At 65.4% G+C, this 25,368-nt stretch carries 19 protein-coding genes and 1 pseudogene; 8 read left to right on the top strand and 12 right to left on the bottom strand.

The window, feature by feature from the left end; all coding sequences use genetic code 11:
* The 3 genes from FV228_RS04685 to FV228_RS04695 all read left to right on the top strand — a co-directional run.
* Window positions 1–780 (top strand): acyltransferase domain-containing protein (locus tag FV228_RS04685; protein ID WP_147853522.1); only part of this gene is annotated, 780 nt, incomplete at its 5' end.
* Window positions 781–956: 176 nt separating this feature from the next.
* The gene (gmd, locus tag FV228_RS04690; RefSeq protein ID WP_147853523.1) at window positions 957–1,940 is read left to right on the top strand and encodes a GDP-mannose 4,6-dehydratase; all 984 of its coding nucleotides are present in this window, start codon (window positions 957–959) and stop codon (window positions 1,938–1,940) included.
* A gap of 71 nt (window positions 1,941–2,011) precedes the next feature.
* Window positions 2,012–3,493 carry an aldehyde dehydrogenase gene (locus FV228_RS04695; protein ID WP_147853524.1) on the top strand — a complete coding sequence of 494 codons (1,482 nt, stop codon included), beginning with the start codon at window positions 2,012–2,014 and terminating at the stop codon, window positions 3,491–3,493.
* Window positions 3,494–3,562: 69 nt separating this feature from the next.
* Here the strand turns inward: FV228_RS04695 and FV228_RS04700 are convergent, their stop codons facing one another.
* The 8 genes from FV228_RS04700 to pucL all read right to left on the bottom strand — a co-directional run bounded on the left by FV228_RS04700 (window position 3,563) and on the right by pucL (window position 14,485).
* The gene (locus FV228_RS04700) at window positions 3,563–4,765 is read right to left on the bottom strand and encodes a substrate-binding domain-containing protein (RefSeq protein WP_246693826.1); all 1,203 of its coding nucleotides are present in this window, start codon (window positions 4,763–4,765) and stop codon (window positions 3,563–3,565) included.
* 1 nt (window position 4,766) lies between these two features.
* A complete protein-coding gene (locus FV228_RS04705) occupies window positions 4,767–6,503 on the bottom strand; it encodes a methyl-accepting chemotaxis protein (RefSeq protein ID WP_147853525.1) in 1,737 nt (578 codons plus the stop codon).
* 270 nt (window positions 6,504–6,773) lie between these two features.
* The gene (locus tag FV228_RS04710; RefSeq protein ID WP_348645008.1) at window positions 6,774–7,487 is read right to left on the bottom strand and encodes a MetQ/NlpA family ABC transporter substrate-binding protein; all 714 of its coding nucleotides are present in this window, start codon (window positions 7,485–7,487) and stop codon (window positions 6,774–6,776) included.
* A 155-nt stretch (window positions 7,488–7,642) separates the two neighbouring features.
* Window positions 7,643–8,680, bottom strand: a complete 1,038-nt coding sequence (locus FV228_RS04715) for a hypothetical protein (RefSeq protein ID WP_246693827.1) — start codon at window positions 8,678–8,680, stop codon at window positions 7,643–7,645.
* 339 nt (window positions 8,681–9,019) lie between these two features.
* Window positions 9,020–9,151 (bottom strand): hypothetical protein, encoded by a 132-nt coding sequence (locus FV228_RS34755; protein ID WP_281406468.1) that lies wholly within the window; start codon window positions 9,149–9,151, stop codon window positions 9,020–9,022.
* Between the two features lie 1,089 nt (window positions 9,152–10,240).
* The gene (locus FV228_RS04725; RefSeq protein ID WP_246693828.1) at window positions 10,241–11,386 is read right to left on the bottom strand and encodes a glycosyltransferase; all 1,146 of its coding nucleotides are present in this window, start codon (window positions 11,384–11,386) and stop codon (window positions 10,241–10,243) included.
* Window positions 11,387–11,741: 355 nt separating this feature from the next.
* Window positions 11,742–13,226 carry a PAS domain-containing methyl-accepting chemotaxis protein gene (locus FV228_RS04730; RefSeq protein ID WP_147853529.1) on the bottom strand — a complete coding sequence of 495 codons (1,485 nt, stop codon included), beginning with the start codon at window positions 13,224–13,226 and terminating at the stop codon, window positions 11,742–11,744.
* 416 nt (window positions 13,227–13,642) lie between these two features.
* Window positions 13,643–14,485: a factor-independent urate hydroxylase gene (gene pucL, locus FV228_RS04735; RefSeq protein WP_147853530.1), complete on the bottom strand. Its 843-nt coding sequence runs from the start codon at window positions 14,483–14,485 to the stop codon at window positions 13,643–13,645.
* A gap of 145 nt (window positions 14,486–14,630) precedes the next feature.
* On the opposite strand from pucL, the gene FV228_RS04740 reads away from it, so the two are divergent.
* Genes FV228_RS04740 through FV228_RS04750 form a run of 3 tightly spaced genes read left to right on the top strand, consistent with a single transcriptional unit; the run spans window position 14,631 to window position 19,533 of the window.
* On the top strand, window positions 14,631–15,458 hold the full coding sequence (locus FV228_RS04740; protein ID WP_147853531.1) for an FAD binding domain-containing protein: 828 nt from the start codon (window positions 14,631–14,633) through the stop codon (window positions 15,456–15,458).
* Complete coding sequence (locus FV228_RS04745; RefSeq protein WP_147853532.1) at window positions 15,455–18,187, top strand: molybdopterin cofactor-binding domain-containing protein; 2,733 nt, start codon at window positions 15,455–15,457, stop codon at window positions 18,185–18,187. Before FV228_RS04740 ends, FV228_RS04745 begins: the two co-directional genes overlap by 4 nt.
* Window positions 18,187–19,533: an NCS2 family permease gene (locus tag FV228_RS04750; protein WP_147853533.1), complete on the top strand. Its 1,347-nt coding sequence runs from the start codon at window positions 18,187–18,189 to the stop codon at window positions 19,531–19,533. Before FV228_RS04745 ends, FV228_RS04750 begins: the two co-directional genes overlap by 1 nt.
* A gap of 324 nt (window positions 19,534–19,857) precedes the next feature.
* On the opposite strand, the gene FV228_RS04755 is transcribed toward FV228_RS04750, so the two are convergent.
* Window positions 19,858–20,790, bottom strand: a complete 933-nt coding sequence (locus FV228_RS04755) for an adenylate/guanylate cyclase domain-containing protein (protein ID WP_246693829.1) — start codon at window positions 20,788–20,790, stop codon at window positions 19,858–19,860.
* 858 nt (window positions 20,791–21,648) lie between these two features.
* Window positions 21,649–22,887: a cytochrome P450 gene (locus FV228_RS04765; RefSeq protein WP_147853535.1), complete on the bottom strand. Its 1,239-nt coding sequence runs from the start codon at window positions 22,885–22,887 to the stop codon at window positions 21,649–21,651.
* Between the two features lie 250 nt (window positions 22,888–23,137).
* Between FV228_RS04765 and FV228_RS04770 the strand changes: the two genes are divergently transcribed.
* Entirely contained in the window at window positions 23,138–23,392 is a 255-nt protein-coding gene (locus tag FV228_RS04770; RefSeq protein ID WP_147853536.1) for a hypothetical protein, read from the top strand.
* Window positions 23,393–23,579: 187 nt separating this feature from the next.
* On the opposite strand, the pseudogene FV228_RS04775 reads toward FV228_RS04770, so the two are convergent.
* A pseudogene (locus FV228_RS04775) lies at window positions 23,580–23,768 on the bottom strand (alpha/beta hydrolase); the annotation flags it as partial.
* A gap of 65 nt (window positions 23,769–23,833) precedes the next feature.
* The gene (locus tag FV228_RS04780) at window positions 23,834–24,133 is read right to left on the bottom strand and encodes a hypothetical protein (protein WP_147853537.1); all 300 of its coding nucleotides are present in this window, start codon (window positions 24,131–24,133) and stop codon (window positions 23,834–23,836) included.
* Window positions 24,134–24,508: 375 nt separating this feature from the next.
* Here FV228_RS04780 and FV228_RS04785 point away from each other — a divergent pair, with 375 nt between their 5' ends.
* Complete coding sequence (locus tag FV228_RS04785) at window positions 24,509–25,270, top strand: response regulator (protein ID WP_147853538.1); 762 nt, start codon at window positions 24,509–24,511, stop codon at window positions 25,268–25,270.
* Window positions 25,271–25,368: the final 98 nt, after the last annotated feature.

The following is a 25,368-nucleotide window of genomic DNA, read 5'->3' on the forward strand; positions in this document are numbered from 1 at the left end:
GAGCAGGTCGAGGTCGGACGATGCGGTCAGGTAGGTGAGCCCGGTCACCGCCTCCCACAACAGGCCGCCGCCTGGCGGGGGCTGACGTTCTCCGGCCGCGCCATCGTGGCCGGCTACAGCATCGGCGATCTCGCCGCCTGGGGCGTCGTCGGTCGGATCGCCGACGCCGACGTCCTGGCCCTGGCGGCCCGGCGCGCCGAGGCCATGGATTCCGCCTCCGGGGAGGGGTTCGGGCTCGCCGGGATCCGGGGCCTCGGGCTCGACGCACTCGAATCCCTGGCCGGACGTCGCGCCTGCCACCTCGCTATCCGCAACGCCCCGGATAGCGGCGTCGTCGGGGGGCGACGCGATGCGCTCGAAGCCCTGTGCCGGGACGCCACCGGGGCGGGGGCGCAGCGGGCTGTGGTGCTACCGGTCCACACGCCCTCGCACACGCCGCTGCTGGCGGAAGCGAGCGATGCGTTCCGAAGCGCGCTCGGCGCCGTCACCCTGCACCACCCGCCGGCCGGCGCCCCGCGTCTCGTCACCGGACTCGACGGGGCGACGATGTTCCGGCCCGAGGATGGTCTCGACAAACTGGCACGCCAAATCTCCCATACAATCGACTGGGCAGCCTGCCTCGAAGCCGCCCGGGAATACGGCGCCGACCGGGTCATCGAACTCGGCCCCGGCCACGCGCTGGCCACGATGGCGCGGTCGGCCCTGCCCGACGCCCGGGTCCATGCGCTGGAGGAATTCCGGTCGCTCGACGGCGTCACCGCGTGGCTGACCCAACCCTAGGGCGAGGGGGCTTGCCCGCGAAGAATTCGGCCGGCCGCACGTAATTCTTCGCATATCACGAGTCATGTCGCAGGCCGACGCGCCAGCCCGCGAAGACTATTCGCAGTCTGGCCTCACCTTGACGCGAAGGCCAGACCGGTCGTAGCAGCCGGGCAGCAACGGGACGGGACAGATTCATGACAGCCAAGCGCGCGCTGATCACGGGGATAACGGGCCAGGACGGCGCGTATCTGGCGCAGCTGTTGCTGCAGAAAGGCTACACGGTCACCGGCATCGTGCGCCGCTCCAGCCATGCCGGGGTGTTCGACCACCGGTTGAAGTGGCTCGGCATCCTGGGCGACGTCGAACTCGTGGACGGCAACCTGCTGGACCAGTCTGCGCTGCTGCGGATCGTCCAAACCACCAAGCCGGACGAGATCTATAACCTCGCCGCACAGTCTTTCGTGACCTCGTCATGGCAACAGCCGCTGCTCACCGGCCAGGTGACCGGTCTCGGCGCCGTCCATATGCTCGAATGCCTGCGCTCGGTGGCGCCGAATGCGCGCTATTATCAGGCCTCGACCTCGGAAATGTTCGGGCTGATCCAGGAAGAGCGTCAGAGCGAGACGACGCCGTTCTACCCGCGCTCGCCCTACGGCGTCGCCAAGCTCTACGCGCACTGGATGACCATCAACTACCGCGAGAGCTTCGGGCTGCACGCGTCGAACGGCATCCTGTTCAACCACGAGAGTCCGCTGCGCGGCGTCGAGTTCGTCACCCGCAAGGTCACGGATGCCGTCGCCCGGATCAAGCTCGGCATGCAGAAGGAACTGCGGCTGGGCAACATCGACGCCAAGCGCGACTGGGGCCACGCCCGGGACTACGTCGAGGCCATGTGGCTGATGCTGCAGCAGGAAAAGCCCGACGACTACGTCATCGCCACTGGCCGGACCACCACGGTGCGGGACATGTGCGTGACCGCGTTCAAGCATGTCGGCCTGAACATCGACGACCACCTGATCATCGACCCGGCGTTCTTCCGTCCGGCCGAGGTCGAGGTGCTGCTCGGCAACCCGGCCAAGGCCAAGGCCACGTTCGGCTGGGAGGCGCAGACCAGCCTGGAGTCGCTGATCACCGAGATGGTCGACGCCGACATCAAGCGCCTCAGCGCCAACGCGTAGGGCGCGGCGAGCCTCGTCACCGGCGGGGTTCCAGCCCATAACACGCGCGTCATCCGCGAGAGAGGCGCGCCGTGAAAACCTATCAGCTCTACATCGACGGCCAGGACGTCGATCCGGTCGACGACTCTTGGTTCGAGTCCGTCGACCCCTACCGGGGCGAGCCCTGGGCCCGCATCCCCCGCGCCTCGAAGGCGGATGTCGACAAGGCGGTGGCGGCCGCCAAGCGTGCCATGTGGGATGGGCCCTGGGCCACCATGACCGCCTCGGCCCGGGGTAAGGTCCTGCGCCGGATCGGCGATCTCGTGGAGCGCGATGCGAAGGCGCTCGCCGAGGTCGAGGTCCGCGACAACGGCAAGCTGTTCGCCGAGATGTACGGGCAGACCCGCTACCAGCCCGAATGGTGGTGGTATTACGCGGGCCTCGCCGACAAGGTCGAAGGCGCCCAGGTGCCAATCGACAAACCCGAGACCTTCGCGTTCACCCGGCACGAGCCGGTGGGCGTGGTCGGAGCGCTGACCGCCTGGAACTCACCGCTGCTGTTCGTGGCCTGGAAATGCGCACCGGCGCTCGCGGCTGGCTGCGCCGTCGTGGTCAAGCCGTCTGAATTCGCCTCTGCCAGCACGCTGGAATTCGCCCGCCTCACCAAGGAGGCCGGGCTGCCGGACGGGATGTTCAACGTCATCACCGGCTACGGCGGCGAAGCTGGCAGCGCCATCGTGGAGCACCCGGACGTCGCCAAGATCACCTTCACCGGCTCTGATGTCACCGGCGCGAAGGTCTACGAGGCGGCCGCGCGTCAGATCAAGCGGGTGTCGCTGGAACTCGGCGGCAAGTCGCCCAACATCGTGTTCGCCGATGCCGACCTGAAGGCCGCGGCTGCCGGGGCGATCTCGGGCATCTTCGCCGCCACCGGGCAAACCTGCATCGCCGGCTCGCGGTTGCTCGTGCAGAACAGCATCCGTGAGGCCTTCGTCGAGCGGCTGGTGGCTCTGGCCCGCACCGCCCGGCTCGGCGATCCTATGCAGCCGGACACCAACATCGGGCCAATCACCACGCCGCCGCAATATGCGAAGGTGCTCGACTACATCGCGCTTGCCAAGAGCGAGGGCGCGCGCTGCGTCTTCGGCGGAAAGCCGGCCTCCGGTCCCGGCGTGATCGGCGGTCAGTTCGTCGAGCCGACGATCTTCACCGGCGTCACGAACGACATGCGCATCGCCCAGGAGGAGGTGTTCGGCCCGGTCCTGTCGATCATAGGGTTCGAGGACGAGACCGAGGCGCTGCGCCTCGGTAACGACGTGATCTACGGATTGGCGGCCGGCGTCTGGACACAGGACATCGGCCGCGCCCTGCGCATGTCGAAGGGCCTGCGTGCCGGAACGGTCTGGGTGAACACCTACCGCGCCGTGAGCTACATGATGCCGTTCGGCGGCATGAAGCGCTCCGGGATCGGCCGCGAGAGCGGCATCGAGTCGATCCGCGAGTACCTGGAGACCAAGAGCGTCTGGATCTCGACGAGCCGCGACGCCCCCGAGAATCCGTTCGTTATGCGTTAGGGGCGAAGCCGCACCGGCAAACATCAGCCCCAGCGCGGTGTGTTCCACCCCACCGCGTTGGGAAACCGCCTATCTTGAAAAATGCGTGGTCGACATTCGATCCGTGACGAGTTCGAACGGAACCCAATCGTACTGCTGCACGGGCTCGTGCCGGACCAACTTGAGGGCATCGTCGATCGCCCGCCGCGCTTGTAGGCCGGCATCCTGGTAGACCGTCACGGCCATGCGCTTGTGCTGCATCGCCCGCAGTCCGTCGGGCGTCGCATCGACGCCGCCGATTAGGATTCGATCCGTAGGGATCCCAGCCGCATCGACCGCGTCGGCGGCTCCAATCGCCATCTCGTCGTTGTTGGCGACGATGGCATCGGGCGCCGTCCCATGCGCCAGCCATCCGGCCACGAGCGCTGCGGCTTTCTTGCGCTCCCAATCCGCGACGCCTTCGGCGACGATGCTGATCCCCGGGAAGGCCGCGGCGACCTCTTTGGCGCCCTGCGTGCGAAGTGCCGAGGCTGTGTGGCTCGGCGGCCCCTGGATGATCGCCACCCGACCTTTGCCGTCCAGCATCTGGGCGAGCTTTCTCATCTGCAGACGGCCGGCGACGAAATCATTGGACAGGACGAACGCCACGCGTCCGGCAAACCAATCCTCCCGGGGGCCGTTATTGGCATAAACGAGGGGGATGTCGGCGTCCTGGGCCAAGCGGGTGATCGTCGCGTTCGTCGTCGTATCGGCTGGCAGGACCACGAGCGCATCGACCTTGGCAGCGATGAATTGCCGGATCTGCTCGACCTGCATCTCGCCCTCGCCCTGGGGCGCGTAGGCGAAGCGCACCGAGCAATCGGGCAGGCTCTTGGCATAGCTTTGGATGCCGTCGCGGAGGAGCGCGGTGAACCCGCTCGGCTCGACCATCGCCACGCCGATCTCGGCCGACACAGCCGGTGTCGACAGGTTCGCCAGGGCGAACATGAACGCCGCCGGCCACCAGCCACCCACGCGGGCTGATCTCCGGGCCGTACCGCCAAGAGCTAACCGAAGAACCGCCTGCACAGCACCGCGTGTTCGGGAGGCGGACCAGCCGCAAAGCGTTTCGATCATGGCCCTTGCACCTGCCTTGGGGGCGCGCCGCCGACATCCGCCCCGGTCCGGCATCAGCGCGCGAAGAATCAACGGTTTCGAGGCGGCACCGACGGCACCGACGGCGCCGCGCTCAAGCCGGCCGTATCGATGGTTTACCGGCTTGGCAAAGTGTCGCCAGCCGAACGGGCCCGTCACGTCAGGCCGCCCTGATGCTCTTGAGGAACCGCTGGACCTCGTCGCCCAGGCGTTCCGCGTCGCGGGACAGGGTGCTGGCTGAGGTGAGCATCCGGTCGGCGGCCGCCCCGGTATGCTCCGCCGTCCCGGCCACCGTGCTGATGTTCGCCGTCACTTCGCCGGTGCCGTTGGCGGCCTGGGAGATGTTGAGCACGATCTCCTGCGTGGCAGCGCCCTGCTGCTCGACGGCTGCCGCAATCGAGGCAGCCGTTCCGCTCATATCGCGGACCCGCGTGGCGATCCCCTCAATCGCTGCGACGGCATCGGAGGTGGATGCCTTGATGACCGAAACGTGGCTGGCGATATCGTCGGTCGCGCGCTTCGCTTCGCCGGCGAGCTGCTTGACCTCGGCGGCAACCACCGCGAATCCACGACCGGCATCGCCGGCCCGAGCCGCCTCGATGGCGGCATTCAGGGCGAGCAAATTGGTCTGAGCCGCGATCTTGGCGATCAGCTTGACCACGTCGCCGATCCGGTCCGCTGCGCCGCTGAGGACCCGCACGAACGCGATGGTCTGGGTGGCCTCCATCGCTGCACCGTTGGCCATGGCGGCGGACAATTCAGCCTGGCGTCCCACCTCTTGGACCGAGGCGCCGAGTTCGTCGGCGGCGGCGGCGATCATCCGCACATTGGATTCGGCCTGTTCGGCCGCCGCCGCGACCGTGGTCGATTGGCTCGCCGTCTGCCCGGCCGCCGCACTCATCTGGTGGGCGGTTCCCTGGAACTGCAACACGGCGGCGGTGACCGTACCGACAATCTCGCCCACCGTCTCCTCGAACCGCTCCGCCATGTCGTGCATCACGACCTTGCGCTGCTGTTCCGCTTCAATGCGGAGCTGAGCGGCCTCGTCTTCCAGGGACTTGGCGTGAAGCATGTTCTCCTTGAACACCTGAACGGCTCCGGCGATCGCACCGATTTCGTCGCCGCGATCGCCCTCTGGAACCACCACGGCGAGATCGTTCTCGGCAAGCCGCGCCATAACCCGGGTCATCGTCGCGATCGGTGCGGCGACGCGACGGACGATGAACCAGCTGATAGCTATCGTGAGGAGTGCCGCGACGGCCAACGCAACGAAGACCGCGAGCCGCGACGTGGCGCCGACCGCATCGGCCTCCGCCATCTGCTCGAAGGCCCGCGCTTGCCGGTGGACCAGGACGGAATCCACCGACTGCGTGAACGCCACGGCATCAGCCTGGAATGCCTCGGCGAACACCGTGTCGGCGAGTTCGCGCTCACCTGCCCGATCCAGCGCCGTCGCTTCGGCCTCCACGGCCAGGAAGTGTTGCCAGGCCTCGCGCAAGCGATGCGCCAGAATGCGCTCGTCGGCGCCGACAATGGTCGGGGCATAGGCACTCCAAGCCGAGGAGAACGCCTCCTGGGCCTTGCCGGCTTCGTCGAGATGACGGCGCCTCTCTATGTCCGACCGGGCATTGTGAGCTTGGACATCCAGGGCGCGTAGCTCCTGGCTGAGCGCCTTCATCCGTCCAAGAATCGTGACCGCTTCGATCTCGCTGGAGACCGACCGACTCACCGTGTTGATCATACCCATCCGAAATACAGAAAACAATCCTATAGCCGCCGATATAACGAACAGGGCTACCGAAGAGCCGATGATAATAGATCGGATGTTGAGAGCAGAGGCTTTTCTTTTTCGCTGTAATGCGAGGTCCATTTGATATAACCTGAAATAAAGCGTCATTATGTGTTAGCATATTTTTCTTAATCATTCAACACATCTCTATCAAAATTTTTATGTTTGAATGTCATTCAATTGCAAGACAGTTGACTTGTGTGGATGAAGTAAACTAGATACTGATATAAAGTTGTTATATTATACAGTAAAAATCAGATTTAAGTTAGATTTACTCCGTGCTATCATTGCCCAAGACGTTGACCGGATCGATAAGACCGACGTTCGAAGTCGAATTGCAGCCAACCTGAAACAATGGCGGGCGGGTAGATGCCAGAGTCAGGCGCGCCGGCCGTGAATGACCGAGCCGCGATAGCGTTCGCTGATGAAATCGGCGACCTCCGCAGATGTCAGCAGGCTGACGAGGCGCAGGATGCGCTCGTCCTGCGCCAAGGCCTGCGTCGTCACGAGGACATTCGCGTACGGATTGCCCTCGGCACGCTCCATCGCGAGCGCATCCCGAGTCGGGTCGAGCCCGGACTCCAAGGCATAATTGCCATTGATGACCGCCACATCGACGTCGTCGAGGGAGCGCGGCAGCTGCGCCGAGGCGACTTCGACAAAACGGAGGTCTCTTGGGTTCCCGGCGATGTCCTGCACCGTTGCGAACGTCCCGTCTCGACCCGAATGGAGCCGGATCAGTCCGCTCGCCCCGAGGAGCTTCAGCCCCCGGCTGAAATTCGGGACGTTGTTCGGCAAGGCGACGCGCGCCTCTCGCTGCACCGCCTCGAGGGTCTTCAAGCGCCGGGAGGAGATCCCGAGGGGCTCGACATGGACGGCGGCGATCACCGCGAGTCTGACCCCGAGTTGCGCCTCTTCCGCGCGCAGGTACGGCACGTGCTGGATGGGGTTCGCGTCGGCGTCACCGTCGCGCAGGAGGGCGTTCGGGCGGATATCGCCGGTGGTTTCGATGAGTGTCAGGGGAAACCCTGGATCGAGCGTCCGTTCGACGAACTCGAGGATCTCCTTATGCGGAACCGAGGAGGCGACTATACGGAGGGCCGTAGCGGCTCAGGCTCCGCTGGCGGCCAGCGCAAGCGCTCCGGGTAGAACGCTACGGCGTGTCGTCGTCATCCGTGCCTCGCGTTCAACCGGGGAGGGGGTAATGGACCGGTTGGTCATCGCCGTTCAGGCGATTCGGGTCACCCTTACTGTGCCGCCGCACTGGCGATTTTCGCCGATCGTTCACCCATCAACACTGCACGTATGGCGTGCGCGGCTTGATGCGGCGCGCGTTCCAGGGCGCGACGGATCGCCGTGATGGGTCCAGTGCAGACCGAGGACACGACGGAGCGTCCGGGTCGAGCGGTTCCCTTCGACTCGAAACCGACCACAGCGTGGGTCTGAGCTTCGATCGAACGCCCAGCGCGCAGAGGGGCTAGGCCCGGGCTGCCAGGCCGCGCGCGTCTGAGCGTCTCGTCGAGCGTGACGAGGTCACCCTGTGCCACCGCCGCGCAGATGTCGGCATCCGTCGTGTCCGCAAGGATGACGAGACCCAAGGCGTGAAGGGTCGCATCGTCGGCAGACCGGACTTGCCGTCGGAGTTCGGTCGTCGCCCGCCGGCGCAGACCGGCGAGAGCTTCCGCCTCCGTGCGGCCGGCCAAGTACCCATCACGATACCAAGCCACGGCCGCGTCCACCGAAGCAGGGTCGGCCGTCGCGAAGATCGGCACGTTGTGGAGTATCTCGGCCCGCGCCGCCTGTGGGCTCGAATCGGCATCGAGTGTGGAATCGGGAAAGCGGTCGGTTCCGACCATCCCGGTGACGACGCCCGCCGCGCGCAGCCGGGTGGGTTCCGGAACCCAGATATCCTTGGGCGCCACCGTCATGGTCTGCGCGACGAAATCCGGCGCCACGCCTGCCGCGAGATAGGCTGCCCGTTCGACATCGGGATCGACCGCCTCCATGCGGCCGCCCGGTCCAAGCTCGTAGGGCGCATGAAAACCGAGTTGCCCGCCCACGGCCAGATAGCGGGCTCGTCCCTGGACGAAGACAAGGGTGCACGCGGAGGCGCAGGCATCCGGCACGTAGGTCACGAGGTGCCGCCGCGCGACCAGCGCCCCGAGCGCCATAGCTTCATCGACCAAGCCGCCATCGCTGGTGAGGTGAAGGCGTTCGACGCGCGGGTTCGTCGCGAGCAACGCGGCGACGCGCGCCGCCACGCCCTCCGTGAGATCGCCGGCCAACCGAATATCCCGGCCGCCCGGGCCGAGGGTTACCCGTGCCGCCACGTCGGATGGCTCCTCGCTGAAAACGCTGGCACGGCCGGCCAACTCCCGCCTCGGGACGGGTGGGCCCCCATCAGAAAGCGGAGAGATGGCTGCTGCGCAGATGGCACCGATCATGACAGCGCGCAGCAGCACGCGCGCCGGGAGACCCTGCCCGGGCGTTTGAATCATTGGCATGATGTGAGACTCTCGCCTGGAGCGCATCACCCCTCGCCGCCGCCGTCGAAAACGCAGCGCGGCGTCAACCAGAGTGAAGGCGACTATGTCGGACGCTTGAGCCCGACGACGCAGCAGAACCTATTGAAGGTAGGCGACGAACATCTCGGCGACGGCGCGCGCCGCGTACTCCGCCGGACTTTCGCCCTGCCAGACGGGAAAGGCCTCGACGATACTTCGCCCACCGAGGATGCGCGAGACCTCGTCGGCCATGAGACCCTCGTCGAGGGCGTTCGCTTGAGCTGCACGCCCGTGCGCATAATAGCGCGGCCCACCGAAATCCGCGGACGTTTCCGAGAAAGCGATACTTGTCGGGAGAGCAGTATTACCGAATGTCGCGAAATATGAATCTGTGTGCGTATTCATAGCGGATCATCTCCAAGGCATCATCACCGGTTCGCGTCGATTTGATGAGCCGACAGCACCGCGCCGAAGACGAATTTCCAGAGGTGATTTTCTGTAAGCGCGCGAACATTTCTCCTCCTACCGGCAGCCATGCCGATCTGCCCAAGGATGAGGTATTTTTATTGCACAGATCTAAGAATGTGTTTCCAAATGTCTGGCTTCGTGCAACGCAAAATTGTTGGCCGATCGCTATTTAAGGGAAGGGATTGGTCTCGGACGGGATAGTTCGTGCGTCATCCGACATACGGGTGAAGGGAGGCGAGTGAGGGGAGGTCAGATCTACGACATCGAATACGCGCACCGAGAGACGTATGAGCCGTATTTTACCGCCTACTGCCTCACCGGTAGCCCTAGAACCCGTTAGCGCTTGGCAATCCGCAAGCAGGGCGGTCAGTTGCTCGATGACGCCTCGAAGGCTATCGCGCATCGACGTGGTCGGTACGTCCAAGGCAGACAGGCTGTGCCCGGCAGCGAGACTTTACCCGCTTCTGCTTCCGAGTAGGTCGGGCAAGGGTGATGCTGGAGCGGGGAGGATGCGCCATCGCCCCAAAAAAACGGAGACGTTCGACCGCTCCCTGCACCGATACGGAACACTCACAGACGCAGACAATCAGATCGACGTTACACTGATGTATATAATTGCGTTGGCTTAAGCGCCAATAAATGGTTTGATATTCATCGTTCAACCGGCGCTGGCGAAAGATCTTTGCCGAAAGTAATATAATCTGTAAGCCGCTTCAAAAGGAAGATTTCGGCGCTATTTGAATACTGTGGGCAATTTAAAAAATATATTTATGATATATAGGCTGTTATATACATCATTTTATAAAATTAAATCGTAAAATGATATGAAGTTCTGGCCATATCATCAGAACTTCATGGACTCTCTGAATCGGATCACCAGTCCGGGCTATAGACCGCGCTATAAGATGAATGGTTGGCGCCCCAAGCAGGATCGACCATCTTGGCAAGCGCTTTTCGCGCGATCTCAACACGTTGTTGGCGTTCCTCGTGGGGAAATTCTGGGCATCCGAGTACGCTGATGCATGCGGAAAGACAGGCTCGATACTGTCCTGTGTTAAAAGCGATCACAGAAAACTTATCCCGCAATCCATAGTTATACATCCAGTGCTGAACAAAAAGTCCGTCCGTTGGCGCTGATAACTCAAGCCCCGATTCGGCATAATGGTACGCTTCGACGTAGCGTTTTTTGTCCTGGCAATATCGGCTGACGTAATAGACTGCCTCAACTCGGCGGGGGTTGATTGCGATAGCTTTATCGAAGCAGGAAACAGCTTCATCAAATGGCTCGTCAAGATTGTCCATCAAAAGGGCAGCGCCCAGATAACTGATGTAGATTTCCTCCTCCCAAAACCCCATGGTCGTACGGTTGAGGTAGGCCTGCAAAGCTTTACGTTTTTCGCCGCAGTCACGATAACTGTTTGCTAGATAGTACATATAGCGCGACAATAGATATGGATCTTTTTCAATCTTTAGAGCTTTTTCGAAAATCTCAGCGTCCCGTGCATACGTGCTCTCATCGCGACGCCGCGCGCCATCGTGCCCCCGTCGCATTGCGAGCGGCAACGACGTGTCAGTCCAGACCGGCTCCTCACATTCTGCAAACTCGTGCAGGACGCCTCGATAACGCCAGGGCAACGCATTCTTGAAAAGCTGCGTCCGTGGGTACCGCATCGTGGTGTCGTGAATTTGTAGGGTGTACCCTGGAGCATCCAGATCTGGCATTTTGTAGTTGCCTGGAAGCGCCGTTCCACCGTGCGCGGCAATCAGCTCGTCGTCGGCATCGATGACGAGCGTGTAGTCCCCATGTGGTCGCGCGAGTTCGAGCGCCTCCGTACGGTTATGACCAAAATCGACCCATGGACGCTCCAGCAAGGTGCCCGGAACATCGGCCAGGGCGGCACGAATGATGTCCTGCGTTCCATCGGTTGAACCCGTATCCACAATGACCCAATGATCAATAATTGCCCGTACTGAGTCGAGACAGCGCCGAATGACTGGCGCTTCGTTCTTGACGATCATTGACAGGCAGATCTTTTGACCAGAAGGCGTCATCGTAGAATTGCTTTCCGACGCAGTGATGCGTCGATTCCGTTGAATGTGATTCCAGTTAGTACCGCGACGATGCGACAATCGCAAAGCGTCGGCCCCACGGACCGCTGAAGTTTTTCTTAACGCGGCGGAACAAACAGTACAATCTGTGGAATTACTATTTATATTTATTGTATTTAATGTCAATAGAACCAAATTTTAACTCAATATTTGGCAGAAAATGACTTTTATCTCTTTGGAGTATCAGGATTTGGGCGATTGATCTTATAAAATTGATCCCGGGGACACGCTGATCCGACGCGCGCCCGGCGAAGCCTTCGAGATCTCATCCCACCAAGCGCGAAGCCTCGCGCACCTGACGGGTGGCGCGGTCTACCTGCTCGCTGGCCTGGGCGATCGTATCCATGCCGGCCGCGATGGTCGAGACCCCGTGGGAGACCGTCTGCATGCTGCCGGACATCTCGCGCGTGACCGCGGATTGCTCCTCCACGGCCGCGGCGATGCTCGAGGAGACGTCGCTCAAGGTCCGGATCGTACCCTGGATGGTGTCGATCGCACCGACTGCTTCACGGGTGGCCGACTGGGCGGCGGCGATCTGATTGCGGATCTGGTCCGTGGCGCGACCCGTCTGTTCGGCGAGAGCCTTGACCTCGGACGCGACGACCGCAAAGCCGCGGCCGGCCTCGCCGGCGCGCGCCGCCTCGATGGTCGCGTTGAGTGCCAGGAGGTTCGTCTGCGCGGCGATGCCGGCGATGAGCCCGACCACGTCGCCGATCTGCGCGGCTTGATCGCTCAAGCCGGAGACGATGCTGCCGGTCTGCTGCGTCTGCGTCACGGCCTGGCCCGCCATCGACGCCGCGTGGCTGACCTGCTGGCTGATCTCGCTCACGGAGATCGAAAGTTGCTCGGCGCCGGACGCCATGGCCTGGATATCGATGGAGACGCGGCCGGCGGTATCGGCCGCCGTCCCGGTCTGACGCGTCACGTCCTCGACGGCTCGACCGATCGCGTCGAGGTCAGCACCGATCGCCTGCTGGGCCTCGGCGCGACGCTGGCGCTCTCGGACTTGGGCGGTGATGTCGGTTGCGAACTTGACGACCTTGACCGGTCGCCCGCTCGCATCGTTGATCGGGTTGTAGGTCGCCTGGATCCAGACCTCGCGGCCGTCCTTGCCGATCCGCCGGTACTCGGCGGACTGGAATTCGCCGGCCGCCAGCGCTGCCCAGAAGGCGCGATAGGCCTCACTGGACCGTTCCGCGTCGGTAACGAACAGTTCGTGGTGACGTCCGACGATCTCGTCGAGCCGGTACCCGACGGCGTCCAGAAAGTTCTGGTTGGCGCTCAGGATCGTCCCGTCGAGCGTGAAGGCGATCACCGCCTGCGACTGGTGAAGCGCGGCGATCTGGCCGTCGAGGTCGAGGGCGCGCAACTTTTGCGACGTGATATCGGTGGCGAACTTGACGATCTTGGTCGGCCTGCCGGCACGATCGAGCACCGGGTTGTAGCTCGCCTGGATCCAGACCTCGCGGCCGCCCTTGCCGAAGCGCTTGTATTCCGCGGTCTTGTACGTGCCGAGTCGCAGCTTATCCCAGAACTGGCGATAGGCCTCGCCCTCGCGCTCCGCCGGGTCGACGAACAGACTGTGGTGGCGCCCGCGGATCTCGGCGACGGTGTAGCCCATCACTGCGAGGAAATTGTCGTTGGCATCCAGAATGGTGCCGTCCAGGGCGAATTCGATCGTCGCGAGGGACCGGCTCAGGGCGGCCAGCTTGGCGTCCCGGTCGCGCGCGCCCACCAGGCGATTGAACATGATGTCCTCCGGAAGCTCTGACGGGATGCAACGCGTGCTGGCGCCGTGCGTCGCGGTTTTTCTTCAGGCGGCTGTATCAGGAAGTGGATTGACTGCAGGTTAAATGGTCGAACATGAAATAAACGACGACTGTTTGGCTCGCGGGCCGCGTCCAGCCCGTAGCTTTTAGCGGCGCACGCAGGGGTTGCATGCGTAAATATCGTCTCTTAATCTATGATACGCCGTAGTTTCTGTTTTTCGTCGATAATTATACACACTGTCGGCAGGCCCTTTCTGGCTCGTGCGGTTCTGCAACGTGTCCGTGCATTGCACGCGTTCCCATCGACCAGTGCGAGGCTGTTCCAATCGCGAGGATTTGAGAGCCGAGCAACGCTGTATCGAACTGGCCGTCTCGAAACGCACCAGAGGACGCGCGCTCAGCCGGTTCGGCCGATCGTCGCCTCGATCCGGCCGGACGGCTCGTCCGTGGGGAGGAACACCGTTCCGGGGTTGTCCAATCCGAACGGCCTGAGATCGATCGGCACATAGTGCTTGTTCGGCATCACGAAGGCGATCTCGGCCACCTCCGGGACCGCGTCGAGCGCGGCCTCGCCCATCCGGTACATGCTGTCCTGCACGCCGCGGCTGTAACGCGTCCCGAACACCGTCAGCAGCGTCGAGAGGATCCGCGCGTTCGCCACCTCGTAATCCGCCGGAGGCGACGACCAGGTCCAGGTGGCGTCCATGCTCGTGGCGGCGATACGGTCGGTGGCGTCCGGCAAAGTGCGGTAGCCGTCTGCGACGAAGCCGGTCCAGCCGGATTGCGTGGTCTTAATGAAGGTGTAGCCGCGCAAGCCCGACGACAGGATCGACCCCGAGCGGTCCGCGTGCAGCCCAACGAAGCCGAAGCCGTTGCCGTCGCGGGTGAAGGTATGGCCGTGCGGTATTCCCGCGATGGCGTGACGCAGCCAGCGGGTCTCCTCGGCCTCGATCGCCACGGCCTCGACCTGCGGGTAGGTGTCGAGCAGGACCTTTGCAACGGCAGCCACGAACGCTTCCGCATTCAGGGACGGGTTCTTGGCCGCCGTCACGTTGACGATGTTCTTCATGCTGTCCGTGGCGATGCAGGCCCGATTGTCGCCCTGTATCCAGGCGTCCTCAAATTGACCCGTCAGGATCACCGAAAGCGTCAGCTCCCGCGGCACATGGTGGTCGCCGGAACGGGTCAACCGTAGGACCCGGACGCGATCCTTGCCATACCGCGATGCTATCAGAGCCATGATGATCTCCGAGAGGATGTTCGAAGCCTGAGCTTAGGACCGGAGGCGCCATATCTCCACCGCGTCCCTTGACCGACGCCGCGCATCGGCCGGCATATGGTGAGGCCGGACAGCGATCCGGGCGATTCGAGGCCAAGGAGGGCGTGTGGACCTCAACACGATCGACACCATCCTCCGCCCGAATGCGCGTGCCGACCTGCCGGATTGGCAGGACGGCGACGCCTGTCTGGCCGGCGGGACTTGGCTGTTCTCGGAGCCGCAGCCGACGACGCGGCGGCTCGTCGACCTCGCGTCGCTCGGCTGGTCGCCGCATGCCGTCGATCCCGACGGCCTGACGCTGGCGGCGACCTGCACCATAGCCCAGCTCGACCGGCTGGAACTGCCGTCGAACTGGATTGCAGCTCCGCTCGTCGGGCAGTGCTGCCGGGCCCTGCTGGGGTCGTTCAAGATCTGGAACGTCGCGACGGTCGGCGGCAACCTGTGCATGGCCCTGCCGGCCGGGCCCATGACCGCGCTAACCGCGGCTCTCGAGGCGACCTGCGTGATCTGGGCATCGGATGGCGGCGAGCGCCGTCTCCCGGTCACGGACTTCGTCCTCGGGCCGCAACGGAATGCACTCCGACCGGGGGAGATCCTGCGCAGCGTGATCATCCCGGCCGCCGCCCTGACCCGCCGCACCGCGTTCCGGCGCATCAGTTTGAGTCCGAACGGCCGTTCGGGGGCGCTGCTGATCGGCACCAGAGAGTCCGACGGCGCCTTCGCGCTCACCGTCACGGCCTCGATCCGCAAGCCCCTGCGCCTTGCGTTCGCGGGCCTGCCGGATCGCCGGGAACTCGCCCGGGCACTGGAGGCCGCGATCCCGGACGACCTCTGGTACGACGACGTGCACGGAAAGCCGGAGTGGCGGGCGCACATGACCCGCCACCTCGCGGAGGAGATCCGCGAAGCGTTATCCGACGAGGCTGCTGCATGAGATTCACGGTCAACGGCCACGCGCATACCGGCGAGCCGCGCCCCGGCCAGTGCCTGCGCACCTACCTGCGCGAGACCGGCTGGTACGGCGTCAAGAAGGGCTGCGACGCCGGCGATTGCGGCGCCTGCACGATCCATCTCGACGGCGAGCCGGTGCATAGCTGCCTGGTCCCGGCCTTTAGGGCCGAGGGCCGCAGCATCACCACCATCGAGGGTCTGGCCGGTCGCTGCCAACCGGGCGATGCGGCGCCCGACGTAATCCATCCGGTGCAGGCGGCGTTCCTGGCCGCCCAGGGCTTCCAGTGCGGTTTCTGCACCTCCGGCATGATCATGACCGCCGTGACCCTGAACCAGGGGCAGAAGTGGGACCTTGGTACGGCCCTGAAAGGGAATTTGTGCCGCTGCACCGGATACCGTGCGATCCGGGATGCCGTTGCGGGGATCGCCCATCGCGATGTCGCCGGGGAGGGAGACCCGATCGGCCGGAATCTGCCGGCCCCGGCCGCGCCCCTGGTGGTGACGGGGCGGGCGCGCTTCACCCTCGACGCGCCGCCGGACGGCGCTCTGCACCTGAAGGTCCTCCGCTCGCCGCACGCCCATGCCCGCATCGTCGCGATCGACACCGCGGCGGCGAGCGCCGTGCCGGGGGTCGTCGCGGTGCTGACCCACGCGGATGCGCCACAGCGGGCATTCTCCACCGGCCGCCATGAGGATCCGCGCGACGACGCCGCCGACACGCGCGTCCTCGATTCGATCATGCGTTTCGTCGGCCAGCGGGTCGCGGCCGTCTTGGCCGAGACCGAGGCCGCCGCGGAGGCCGGCTGCCGGGCGCTGACGGTTACCTATGAATTGCGACCGGCCGTCCTCGATCCCGCGTTCGCCCTCGCCGTGGATGCGCCGATCATCCACGATCCGGCGGACCGGCCTGGCGCGGACGCGCCTCCGCTGGCGCGCCATCCGAACTTGGCCGCCGAGGTCCACGGCCAGATCGGCGACGTGGAGGCGGGTTTCGCCGAGGCCGATGTCGTCTACGCCGAGACCTTCCGATCACAGCGGGTCCAGCACGTTGCCCTGGAGACGCATGGCACCGTCGGGTGGCGCGACCCGGACGGGCGGCTGACGCTGCGCACCAGCAGCCAGGTGCCGTTCCTGACGCGCGACGCCCTGTGCGACCTGTTCGGGCTCGAACGGGATGCGGTTCGGGTCCTGTGCGGCAGGGTCGGCGGCGGTTTCGGTGGCAAGCAGGAGATGCTGACCGAGGATCTGGTCACGCTCGCGATCCTGCGCACCGGCCGGCCGGTGGTTTGGGAGCTGACCCGCGAGGAGCAGTTCATCGCGACCACCACCCGCCACCCGATGCAGGTCGCCGTGAAGGTCGGTACCCGCCGGGACGGGCGGCTCACGGCGATCAGCCTCAACGTGCTCTCCGATACCGGCGCCTACGGCAACCATGCCGGCGGCGTGATCCATCACGGGTGCAATGAGGTGCTGGCCGCCTATAAATGCCCGAACAAGCGGGTCGACGGCCGTGCCGTCTTCACCAACACGGTGCCGTCGGGCGCCTTCCGGGGCTACGGGCTGAGCCAGACGATCTTCGCCCTCGAATCGGCCCTCGACGAAGTCGCCCGCTCGCTCGGGATCGACCCGTTCGCGTTGCGCCGGATCAACGCCGTCCGTCCGGGCGACCCGATGGTGTCGAATAGCCTAGAGCCGCACGACGTGGTCTTCGGCAGCTACGGACTCGACCAATGCCTCGATCGTGCTGAGGAGGCCCTGCGCGCCGATCCTGGGCCGGAACCCGAGCCCGGCTGGCGGGCCGGCACCGGCATGGCGATGGCCATGATCGACACGATCCCGCCCCGCGGCCATCATGCCGACGCGCGGGTGAGCCTGGATCCGGACGGCGGTTTCACCGTGCGGGTCGGCACGGCCGAATTCGGCAACGGGACCGCCACGGTCCATCGCCAGATCGCGGCCTCGGCACTCTGCGCTGCCCCCGACCGCGTCCGGGTCGCGGGGGCGGATACCGACGCCGTCGACCACGACACCGGCGCCTACGGCAGCACCGGCACCGTGGTTGCCGGCTTGGCGGTGCTCCGCGCGGCCGAGGCGCTGGCGGTGATGATCCGGGCGCGCGCAGCGGAGATATCCGGTACGGGGATAGACGCATGCCGGCTGGCCGGAGACGCCGTGGCGGTGCCCGGCGGATCCCTGCTGCTGGCGGAGATCGGCCCGCTCGAGGCCCGGGGCCGGGCCGATGGCAGCCCCCGTTCGGTGGCGTTCAACGTCCAGGCCTTCCGGGTGGCCGTCCACCCGGTGAGCGGCGAGGTCCGCATCCTTCGGAGCGTCCATGCCGCCGACGCCGGACGGGTGATCAACCCGATGCAATGCCGCGGCCAGGTCGAGGGCGGGATCGCGCAGGCGATCGGCGCCGCCCTGTATGAGGATGTCTCCATCGACGCCGGAGGCCGGGTCACCACCCGGACGCTGCGCGACTACCACATCCCGGCCTGCGCCGACGTTCCGGACACGGAAGTGCTGTTCGCTGAGACCCACGACAGCGTCGGGCCGCTCGGCGCGAAGTCGATGAGCGAGTCGCCGTTCAATCCGGTGGCGGCGGCCCTCGGCAACGCGATCCGCGACGCAACCGGGGCCCGGCTCACCGCGACACCCTTCGCGCCCGACAGGATCTTCCGGGCCACGATGGCCGGCCGCGGCGGGGAGGGGTGATGGACGACGCGCGCAAGGTCGCGATCCCAGCGGCCGGGCAATCCGGCCTCTTGGAGCGCCGATTCCGGCTCGCCGAGCACGGCACCACCGTGCGCACGGAACTGCTTGCGGGCCTGACCACCTTCCTGACGATGGCCTACATCGTGTTCATCAATCCCAGCATCCTGGCCGATGCCGGCATGCCCAAGGGCGCGGTGTTCGTGGCGACCTGCCTGGTCGCGGCACTCGGCTCGCTGGTGATGGGCCTGTACGCCAACTACCCGATCGCCCTGGCGCCCGGGATGGGGCTCAACGCCTACTTCGCCTACGTGGTCGTGCTCGGCATGGGCTTCACCTGGCAGGCGGCGCTCGGCGCGGTGTTCATCTCCGGCCTCTGCTTCCTGGCCGTCACCCTGACGGGCCTCCGGGCGATCATCGTCGACGGCATCCCGCGCTCGATGCGGATCGCCCTCACGGTCGGGATCGGGTTGTTCCTGGCCGTCATCGCGCTCAAGAACGCCGGCATCGTGGCTGCCAGCCCGGCGACGTTCGTGACCCTCGGCGACCTGCACAAGCCGAGCACGGTGCTGGCGGTGATCGGCTTCCTGATCGTCGCCGCGTTGTCCGCCCGAGGGGTGAGGGCGGCCCTGCTCACAAGCATCCTGACGGTCACGGGGCTGAGCTTTTTCGTCGCCGGCAACACATTCGAGGGCGTGGTCTCGATGCCGCCCTCGATCACGCCGACCTTGTTCGCCCTCGACCTCTCAGGCGCCCTGTCGGGGGGCCTGCTCCACGTCGTCCTGGTGCTCTTTTTGGTCGAACTGTTCGACGCGACCGGCACCCTGATGGGGGTGGCGAGCCGCGCCGGATTGCTCACCGACGGCCGAATGCAGCGCCTCGACCGCGCGCTCCTGGCCGATTCCACTGCGATCTTCGTGGGCTCGCTGCTCGGCACATCGAGCACCACCGCCTATCTGGAAAGCGCCTCCGGGGTGGCCGAGGGCGGACGCACCGGGCTGACCGCCGCCACCGTGGCGGTGCTGTTCCTAGCCTGCCTGTTCTTCGCGCCGTTGGCCGGCGCGGTCCCGCCCTATGCCACTGCGCCGGCGCTGTTCTACGTCGCCTGTCTGATGCTCCGCGAGCTGGTGGATCTCGCCTGGGACGATTCCACCGAGGTCATCCCAGCCTGCGTGACCGCGCTCCTCATGCCGTTCACCTACTCGATCGCCACGGGGGTCGCCTTCGGCTTCATCACCTACGCGGCGCTGAAGCTGCTCACCGGCCGCGCGCGCGAGGTGAAGCCGGTGGTGTGGGTGATCGCAGGGCTGTTCCTGTTCAAGTTCTTCGAGACCGGCAGCGCGCATTGAGAACGTGCGGAGGAACGATGGCGATCATATGCGTGCGGCCGCCGCCGGCTAAACCGTGGCGAGATCGACGGTCCGCTCATGCTTCCAAGATCGTGTCGTGAAAAGGCTCGGCATCGTAGGCCTGGGCTGAGATGCCGAAGTCGCAGTTTAGCCCCGAGATAAATTCGGCGGCCCGGTCGACTTCGTTTTGCTGACCGTGCCCCGCCTGCAGCCGAACGAGGGTGCTCCGCGCATCACAGACCCGATGGAGCTTCCAGCCTCGGTCGAGTTTGTTCCGCACGCATTCGGAAGACACTTCAGGCGTATGGACAAACCGGTCCGCTGCTAGATGTGAAGCGAGATCGCGAACAGGCGTTTGACGGCACAGGCTCCGCGCACGGGCGTGACGGCCACGATCTGTGCCTCGCCGGACGTCGCCTTCTGCACAACGGCTTCTGATGCGATGCAGCCGCAGGCGAGGGTGCGGGTCATCTGCTCCAGGCGACGCGCCACGTTGACGGTGTCGCCGACCGCGGTGAACTCGACGCGTTCCGCCCCGATGGCGCCGAAGAAAACCGGACCGCGATGCAGCCCGATGCCGATACGGACCGGCGATAGACCCGCCTGCTCCCGTTCGCGGCTCCAGTCCGACATGGCAGCAGCAAGCGCGCGGGCCGCCGCGACGGCGCGATCGGCATCCTCGGACGTTGCTTGCGGCACGCCGAACACGGCCATGACCTCGTCGCCCACGAATTTGTCGACAAGGCCGCCCGCCGCCTCGATCGCCCGCGCGGCGCGGCCCCGGAAATCGGCAAGGAATGCTGCGACGTCGCTCGGCGCCAGGGTTTCGCAGAGACGGGTAAAGCCGCAGATGTCGGCAAACAGCACCGTTGCCTCCTGCTCCCAGCCGGCGCGCAAAGTGTTGAAGTCGGTGTCCGCGATCCATCGGGCGACGGCAGGGGCGGCCAAGCGCGCGAGATTGTCTCGTTGCTGCATCACCATCCGGGCGGTGGAGCGAAGGCGCTGAACGCGCAGCGCAAGACACGTTGCGGCAAGCCCGGCGACGCCGAGGGCGTCAGGTTCCGGCGCGGTCGCGGATGCCAACCCCAGAATCAACGGTATCGGCGCCACGGCGAGGAAAGGACTGTCCCATACTGTGGCGACGGTACAGCGTCGGCGAACACTCTGGGCCCAGTCAGCCACCCGCCGCGCGCGAGCGAGCAAAGGAAAGGTGTCCACCGCCACGGCGGGAGCTTCCGGAAGGAACATCACCGGCATCAGCAGCCCGAGCGGACGCGGCTGATGACGCGCTGCGCCCTGAGGTGCTCGCGCTCGACGGCGGGAGAACGAACGTCACGGCTCGTCCGGGATGCAAGTGGGTGGTTGATCGCGGCGAGGCTCGGCAGGTCGGGCTGCGTGAAGCGCGGGGCCGGGTGCGATCGTGCGGCGGTCGGGACTGCAAGGGGCAAGAGAATGACACCGATCGCCGCGCCCACCGTGATTCTGGTCCGATGAGAATTCATGGTCTCGTACTCCCGATCGTGGCGTATCAGGAGTGCAGCGGCGATCTTACGCCATGATTTCTTCGATCTGAAAACTCATGACATTAGAAACACGCGAATTTATTCGCCATCGATATTACGCGCTGCAATCTTTTTCGATGATCTTCGGATACGATGTGCAACCGCGCGTGACCGCATCCAGGCCAGGGGGTCGGGTTGCGCTCATGCGCACCGTTGGAACGTCCGCCCCTCCCGCGGCCGCCCGCTGCGAGATCCAGTTTTTGATCCGGCGGCTCTGAGCACTTGGCCGCCCTCGTCCGTGATCACGGGCGGGAGGTCGCGCTCACCGGCGCCGACGGCCCAAGTGCGATGCGTCAAGACGCGTCGATCCCGACAGGATCGCAACGTTGCGACCATCGTCGACCGTTTGGCGGTCGATGCTCGGGATCGAGTTGGAACGCCCTGCGGCTGGCGTCGCCCGAAGGAATACCTCCGTCGGACGCACTTCGCGCGCGGGGAGATCGGCTGCCGTGCTGTCGCGACGGCAACCGGGAGCGAGGCTGCGGGTGGTCTATCAGAGCGCAGCTGCGGAGCGTGATCGAAGCAGGCGCGCCTCCAACGGAGGGTAAAGGTGCTACGCGGCGACCCTCAACGCATCGATGCGTCGGATGCCGCTGTGACCCTGGAGAACCGGCATCGCGCCGGTCAGGCGGAGGCGCGGGGCTAGGCGCGTCAGGGCGCCCAGGACCTCCTCCAATTCGATCCGCGCCAGAGCTTCGCCGATGCACCGGTGCGCGCCGCCGCCGAAGACCGGATGCAGGCGTGGTAGGTCGGTGCGCCGGACGTCGAACGTGTCGGGATGCGCGTAGACGGCCTCGTCCCGCAACGCCGATAGGGTCGAGAGCAGGATCAGGCTTCCGGCCGGCACGACATGACCGTCGAGGCGGATCTCCTCCCGGGCTACCCGCCCAGCGGACCCGACGCTCGGCTCGTAGCGCAGGGATTCTGCTACCGCGGCCGGGATCAGGCCGGAATCGCCTCTTACCGCCGCCCATTGCTCGGGATGTTGCAGCAGCAGCGCCACCTGCATGGCGCCGGCGACGCGGGTCGTATCGGTGCCGCCGATGATCATCTGCACGAGCTGGATGATCACTTCCTGGGGGGTGAGTTCACCCGCCGCCTCGGCTTCCGCGAGGAAGCGCGTCAGGAAGTCGTCCTGGGGCGCCGATCGGCGCGCATCGAGAAGTGCATGCACATAATCCTGTAGCGCGACCGCGGCCGCTTCGAGTTCCGGGATGTCCTCCGGTCCGAAGGTGAAGCTCAGCACCCGGGAGACCTCGTAGGCGAGACGCGTGAAGCGAGGGATGTCTCCGCGCGGCAGGCCGAGGATTTCGGCTATGGTCTGGGCTGGGATCAGGGCGGTGTAACGCCCGACAAGGTCGGTCTCCCCCTCCGGCATCCAGTCCTGGACGAGGCTCTCTGCGGCAGCGCGGATCCGCGGGCGCAGGCCTTCGATCATCCGGGCCGCGAAGGTGCGGGTGAAGGGCGAGCGGCGCCGACGATGAACCGCACCGTTGGCGTTGAGCATTCCGTGCGCGAAGATGTCGAACAGTGGGCCTTCCGGAATCCCGCGCGCCTCAGGATAGAGCGTCTCCGTCGCCTGGACGCGAGGATCGCGCATCAGCAGATCGACATCGCGGGCGCGGAGCACGAGGAAGCCGGCGACCTCGTGACCGACGAGGGGCAGGCGGGGTCGCCAAGCGCGGAACACCCCGTGCGGATCAGCCTCCAGCTCCGCCACCGTCAGCATCGGGATGCCGACGGACGGCTCGGGAATGCCAGCGTGGAGCGTACTGTCTTCGGTGTCGTTCATCCGGAGGTCCTCGCTGCTGTGATGCGCGCGAACTTGCGGAGACCCGGGCTACAGGACGATTTCGGAACCTCGCCCGAGGGTTACGATCATAACATTCCACGCGGAGGCCTGCGGGGGAGGACGCGCGAATGGCTCCCGTGTGCGCAAGAGCACGTCCAGTGCAGCGTGTTTCGTGCGTCAGAGACTCCGAAATCATGCCGTAACTTGGCCCTTCGAAGAAGGCTGTCGCCTCGCAAAAGGAGAAGTCTTCATGGTTGCAAGTCTGGCCAATAGCGACGACGTCTTCGAGGCGTTGCTCAGGCGAACGATCACGGAATCTATGATCGGCGGAAAAGATCACGGGGTCTCGGGTGCCGAAGACCTGATTGCTCGCCTACGGCATTATGAGCGACGGGCGCTGCAGGAGCAGCTGAGCACTCAGACGCTTCAGGTCATTTCGTCGGCGCGGCGCCTTCTCGGCGACGGGCCGGAGAGGGGCCGGTGCCGTGACGTCGGCGCGCGATGACGTCGGACGGCGTCCGGTCAGGGTGCCGTCCCGCTGATCCGAGCGGAGAGGGCCGCGCTTGGGACATGACGCCGCGGGTTCAGGAGGGCGCGGGCCGCTCTCCTTCGAGGGAGTGAGACATGGCGCGCATACCCGCGCCGTTGCGTGACCGACGGAGCCCGTCCGAAGGCCTTCGCGCCGCTTTCCCCTACGGCATGCGGGTCGTCAGGCCGACCGACAGGAAGCGCTCGATCATCGCGTTGACCTGGTCGGCAACCTCGAGCGTGTTGAAATGGCCTGCGAGCAGCGTCTTGGCGGTGACGAGCTGCGGGCAGAGTTCGCGCAATCGGTCGAGATCGCGCGCCGCCTCCACCAGGGGCACGTCGGCCGAGATGTAGGTCATCATGCAGGCGCTTCTGCCGATCCGACTTTTGCAATTTTGTATAAATTAAACCGAAGATATTATCGTTTGTGCTGATATTTAGCGCCAATATCTGAGAGAAATTCGAGATAATCAGGATGCGTATGGTGGATACATCCACCGTAGGCGAAACCGATCGTCAAAATATCGAGCAGCCACGCGAAGGTGCCGCGTACCGTTCGGGGGATCGTGACCGCAGGTGGAGCCGGGTCGGCCCGGTCCCGGGATCGGCTGGCCGGCGGCTGCCCGGTGCCCGCTACGGGGTCCCGCCAATCAGGTCCGGACTTACGGAAGTGTCTGCGGCCGCGCGGATAGACCGGCGGGATCACGGCGTCAATCATGGCCGCCTCTCCACTGTGAGAATTCGACCATGGTATTTGTGCGTTACGTCGCCATGTCGATCAGCATCGATCCATATTACAGCGGTAACAAACTGGCATTTGCTCCCCAGATACAGCTATGTCCAGGGCGAATGCTCGTGTTGTGTTGCCTCGCACAATGTGAAGGGCGCAATCCTTTGGGGGGCATGGTATCAGCTCCGCCGTACGAGGCCCGACGTCCGGAAGTGCCCTGAAGGCCGGCCGGGATGGGTCGGCGAAGGATGGGGCGGTGTCCCGGGCGGCGATGTCCCCCGATCCGGGGCGGCGGTCTTGATCCCTGAGCCGGCGCATCGAGATCGCGCCGTCGCGGCACGCTGCCGCGAAGCGGAGTTAGCCATGGTCGAACCCAGCCTGCACCGGGGTCACGGGCGGAGCGCACGCCCCGGCACGACCCGCATCCTCCTCGTCGAGGACGATGCGGGCATGCAGCGCATCGTCTCGGACCACTTCGCCGACCACGACGTCGACGTCACGCCGGCGACGGACCGAGCGGAGGCGGAGAAGCGGCTCGCGGAGGGCACGTTCGATCTTGTCGTGCTCGACCTGCGACTGGGATCGGAGAACGGGCTGGATCTCTTGCGCGACCTGCGCGTCAGGAGCGACCTGCCGGTGATCATCACCACCGGCCACCGCCGGGACGAGATCGACCGGGTGATCGGTCTCGAACTCGGCGCGGACGATTACCTCGTCAAACCCTACGGTTTGCGTGAGCTGCTCGCTCGGGTGCGGGTGATCCTGCGGCGAGCCGAGGTCGCGCCCGTCCCAGCACGGGCGCAGGATTCTCACCGGAGCCGCTTCGACGATTGGGTGCTCGACCGGCGTCGCCGGCGGCTCACCAACCCCGCGGGCGCGGATGTCGCCCTCAGCAAGGGCGAATACGCGCTGCTGGTGGCCTTCCTGGACGCCCCCCAACGTCCGTTGAGCCGCGAGCAACTCCTGCAGGCCACCCGCGTCCACGAAGACGTGTTCGACCGCAGCATCGACGTCCAAATCCTGCGGCTGCGCCGGAAGCTGGAGGCGGATCCCACCGCGCCGCGCTTGATCGTCACCGAGCGTGGCGTCGGCTACGTCTTCGCCGCGCCCGTCGAGAACCTGTAGCCGTGGCCCCGCCGCGCTCGGCCCGGTCCCCCGCCGCCGCTCTCGCGGCTGGCCTCGTCGGCAGCGCCCTGGCGGTCCTGCCGCCATTCGCCCAGGAG

The sequence above is a fragment of the Methylobacterium sp. WL18 genome (genome assembly GCF_008040015.1).
In the GTDB taxonomy this organism is placed as follows: Bacteria; Pseudomonadota; Alphaproteobacteria; order Rhizobiales; family Beijerinckiaceae; genus Methylobacterium; species Methylobacterium mesophilicum.

Coding starts and splice junctions, on each gene's coding strand:
- FV228_RS04705 (WP_147853525.1), bottom strand. CDS start 6,503: ATGACGCTTTATTTCAGGTTATATCAAATGGACCTCGCATTACAGCGA.
- FV228_RS04730 (WP_147853529.1), bottom strand. CDS start 13,226: ATGTTCAATCGCCTGGTGGGCGCGCGCGACCGGGACGCCAAGCTGGCC.
- FV228_RS34755 (WP_281406468.1), bottom strand. CDS start 9,151: ATGGCCGACGAGGTCTCGCGCATCCTCGGTGGGCGAAGTATCGTCGAG.
- FV228_RS04750 (WP_147853533.1), top strand. CDS start 18,187: ATGGACGACGCGCGCAAGGTCGCGATCCCAGCGGCCGGGCAATCCGGC.
- FV228_RS04785 (WP_147853538.1), top strand. CDS start 24,509: ATGGTCGAACCCAGCCTGCACCGGGGTCACGGGCGGAGCGCACGCCCC.
- pucL (WP_147853530.1), bottom strand. CDS start 14,485: ATGGCTCTGATAGCATCGCGGTATGGCAAGGATCGCGTCCGGGTCCTA.
- FV228_RS04770 (WP_147853536.1), top strand. CDS start 23,138: ATGGTTGCAAGTCTGGCCAATAGCGACGACGTCTTCGAGGCGTTGCTC.
- gmd (WP_147853523.1), top strand. CDS start 957: ATGACAGCCAAGCGCGCGCTGATCACGGGGATAACGGGCCAGGACGGC.
- FV228_RS04755 (WP_246693829.1), bottom strand. CDS start 20,790: ATGCCGGTGATGTTCCTTCCGGAAGCTCCCGCCGTGGCGGTGGACACC.
- FV228_RS04745 (WP_147853532.1), top strand. CDS start 15,455: ATGAGATTCACGGTCAACGGCCACGCGCATACCGGCGAGCCGCGCCCC.
- FV228_RS04725 (WP_246693828.1), bottom strand. CDS start 11,386: ATGATCGTCAAGAACGAAGCGCCAGTCATTCGGCGCTGTCTCGACTCA.
- FV228_RS04780 (WP_147853537.1), bottom strand. CDS start 24,133: ATGATTGACGCCGTGATCCCGCCGGTCTATCCGCGCGGCCGCAGACAC.
- FV228_RS04765 (WP_147853535.1), bottom strand. CDS start 22,887: ATGAACGACACCGAAGACAGTACGCTCCACGCTGGCATTCCCGAGCCG.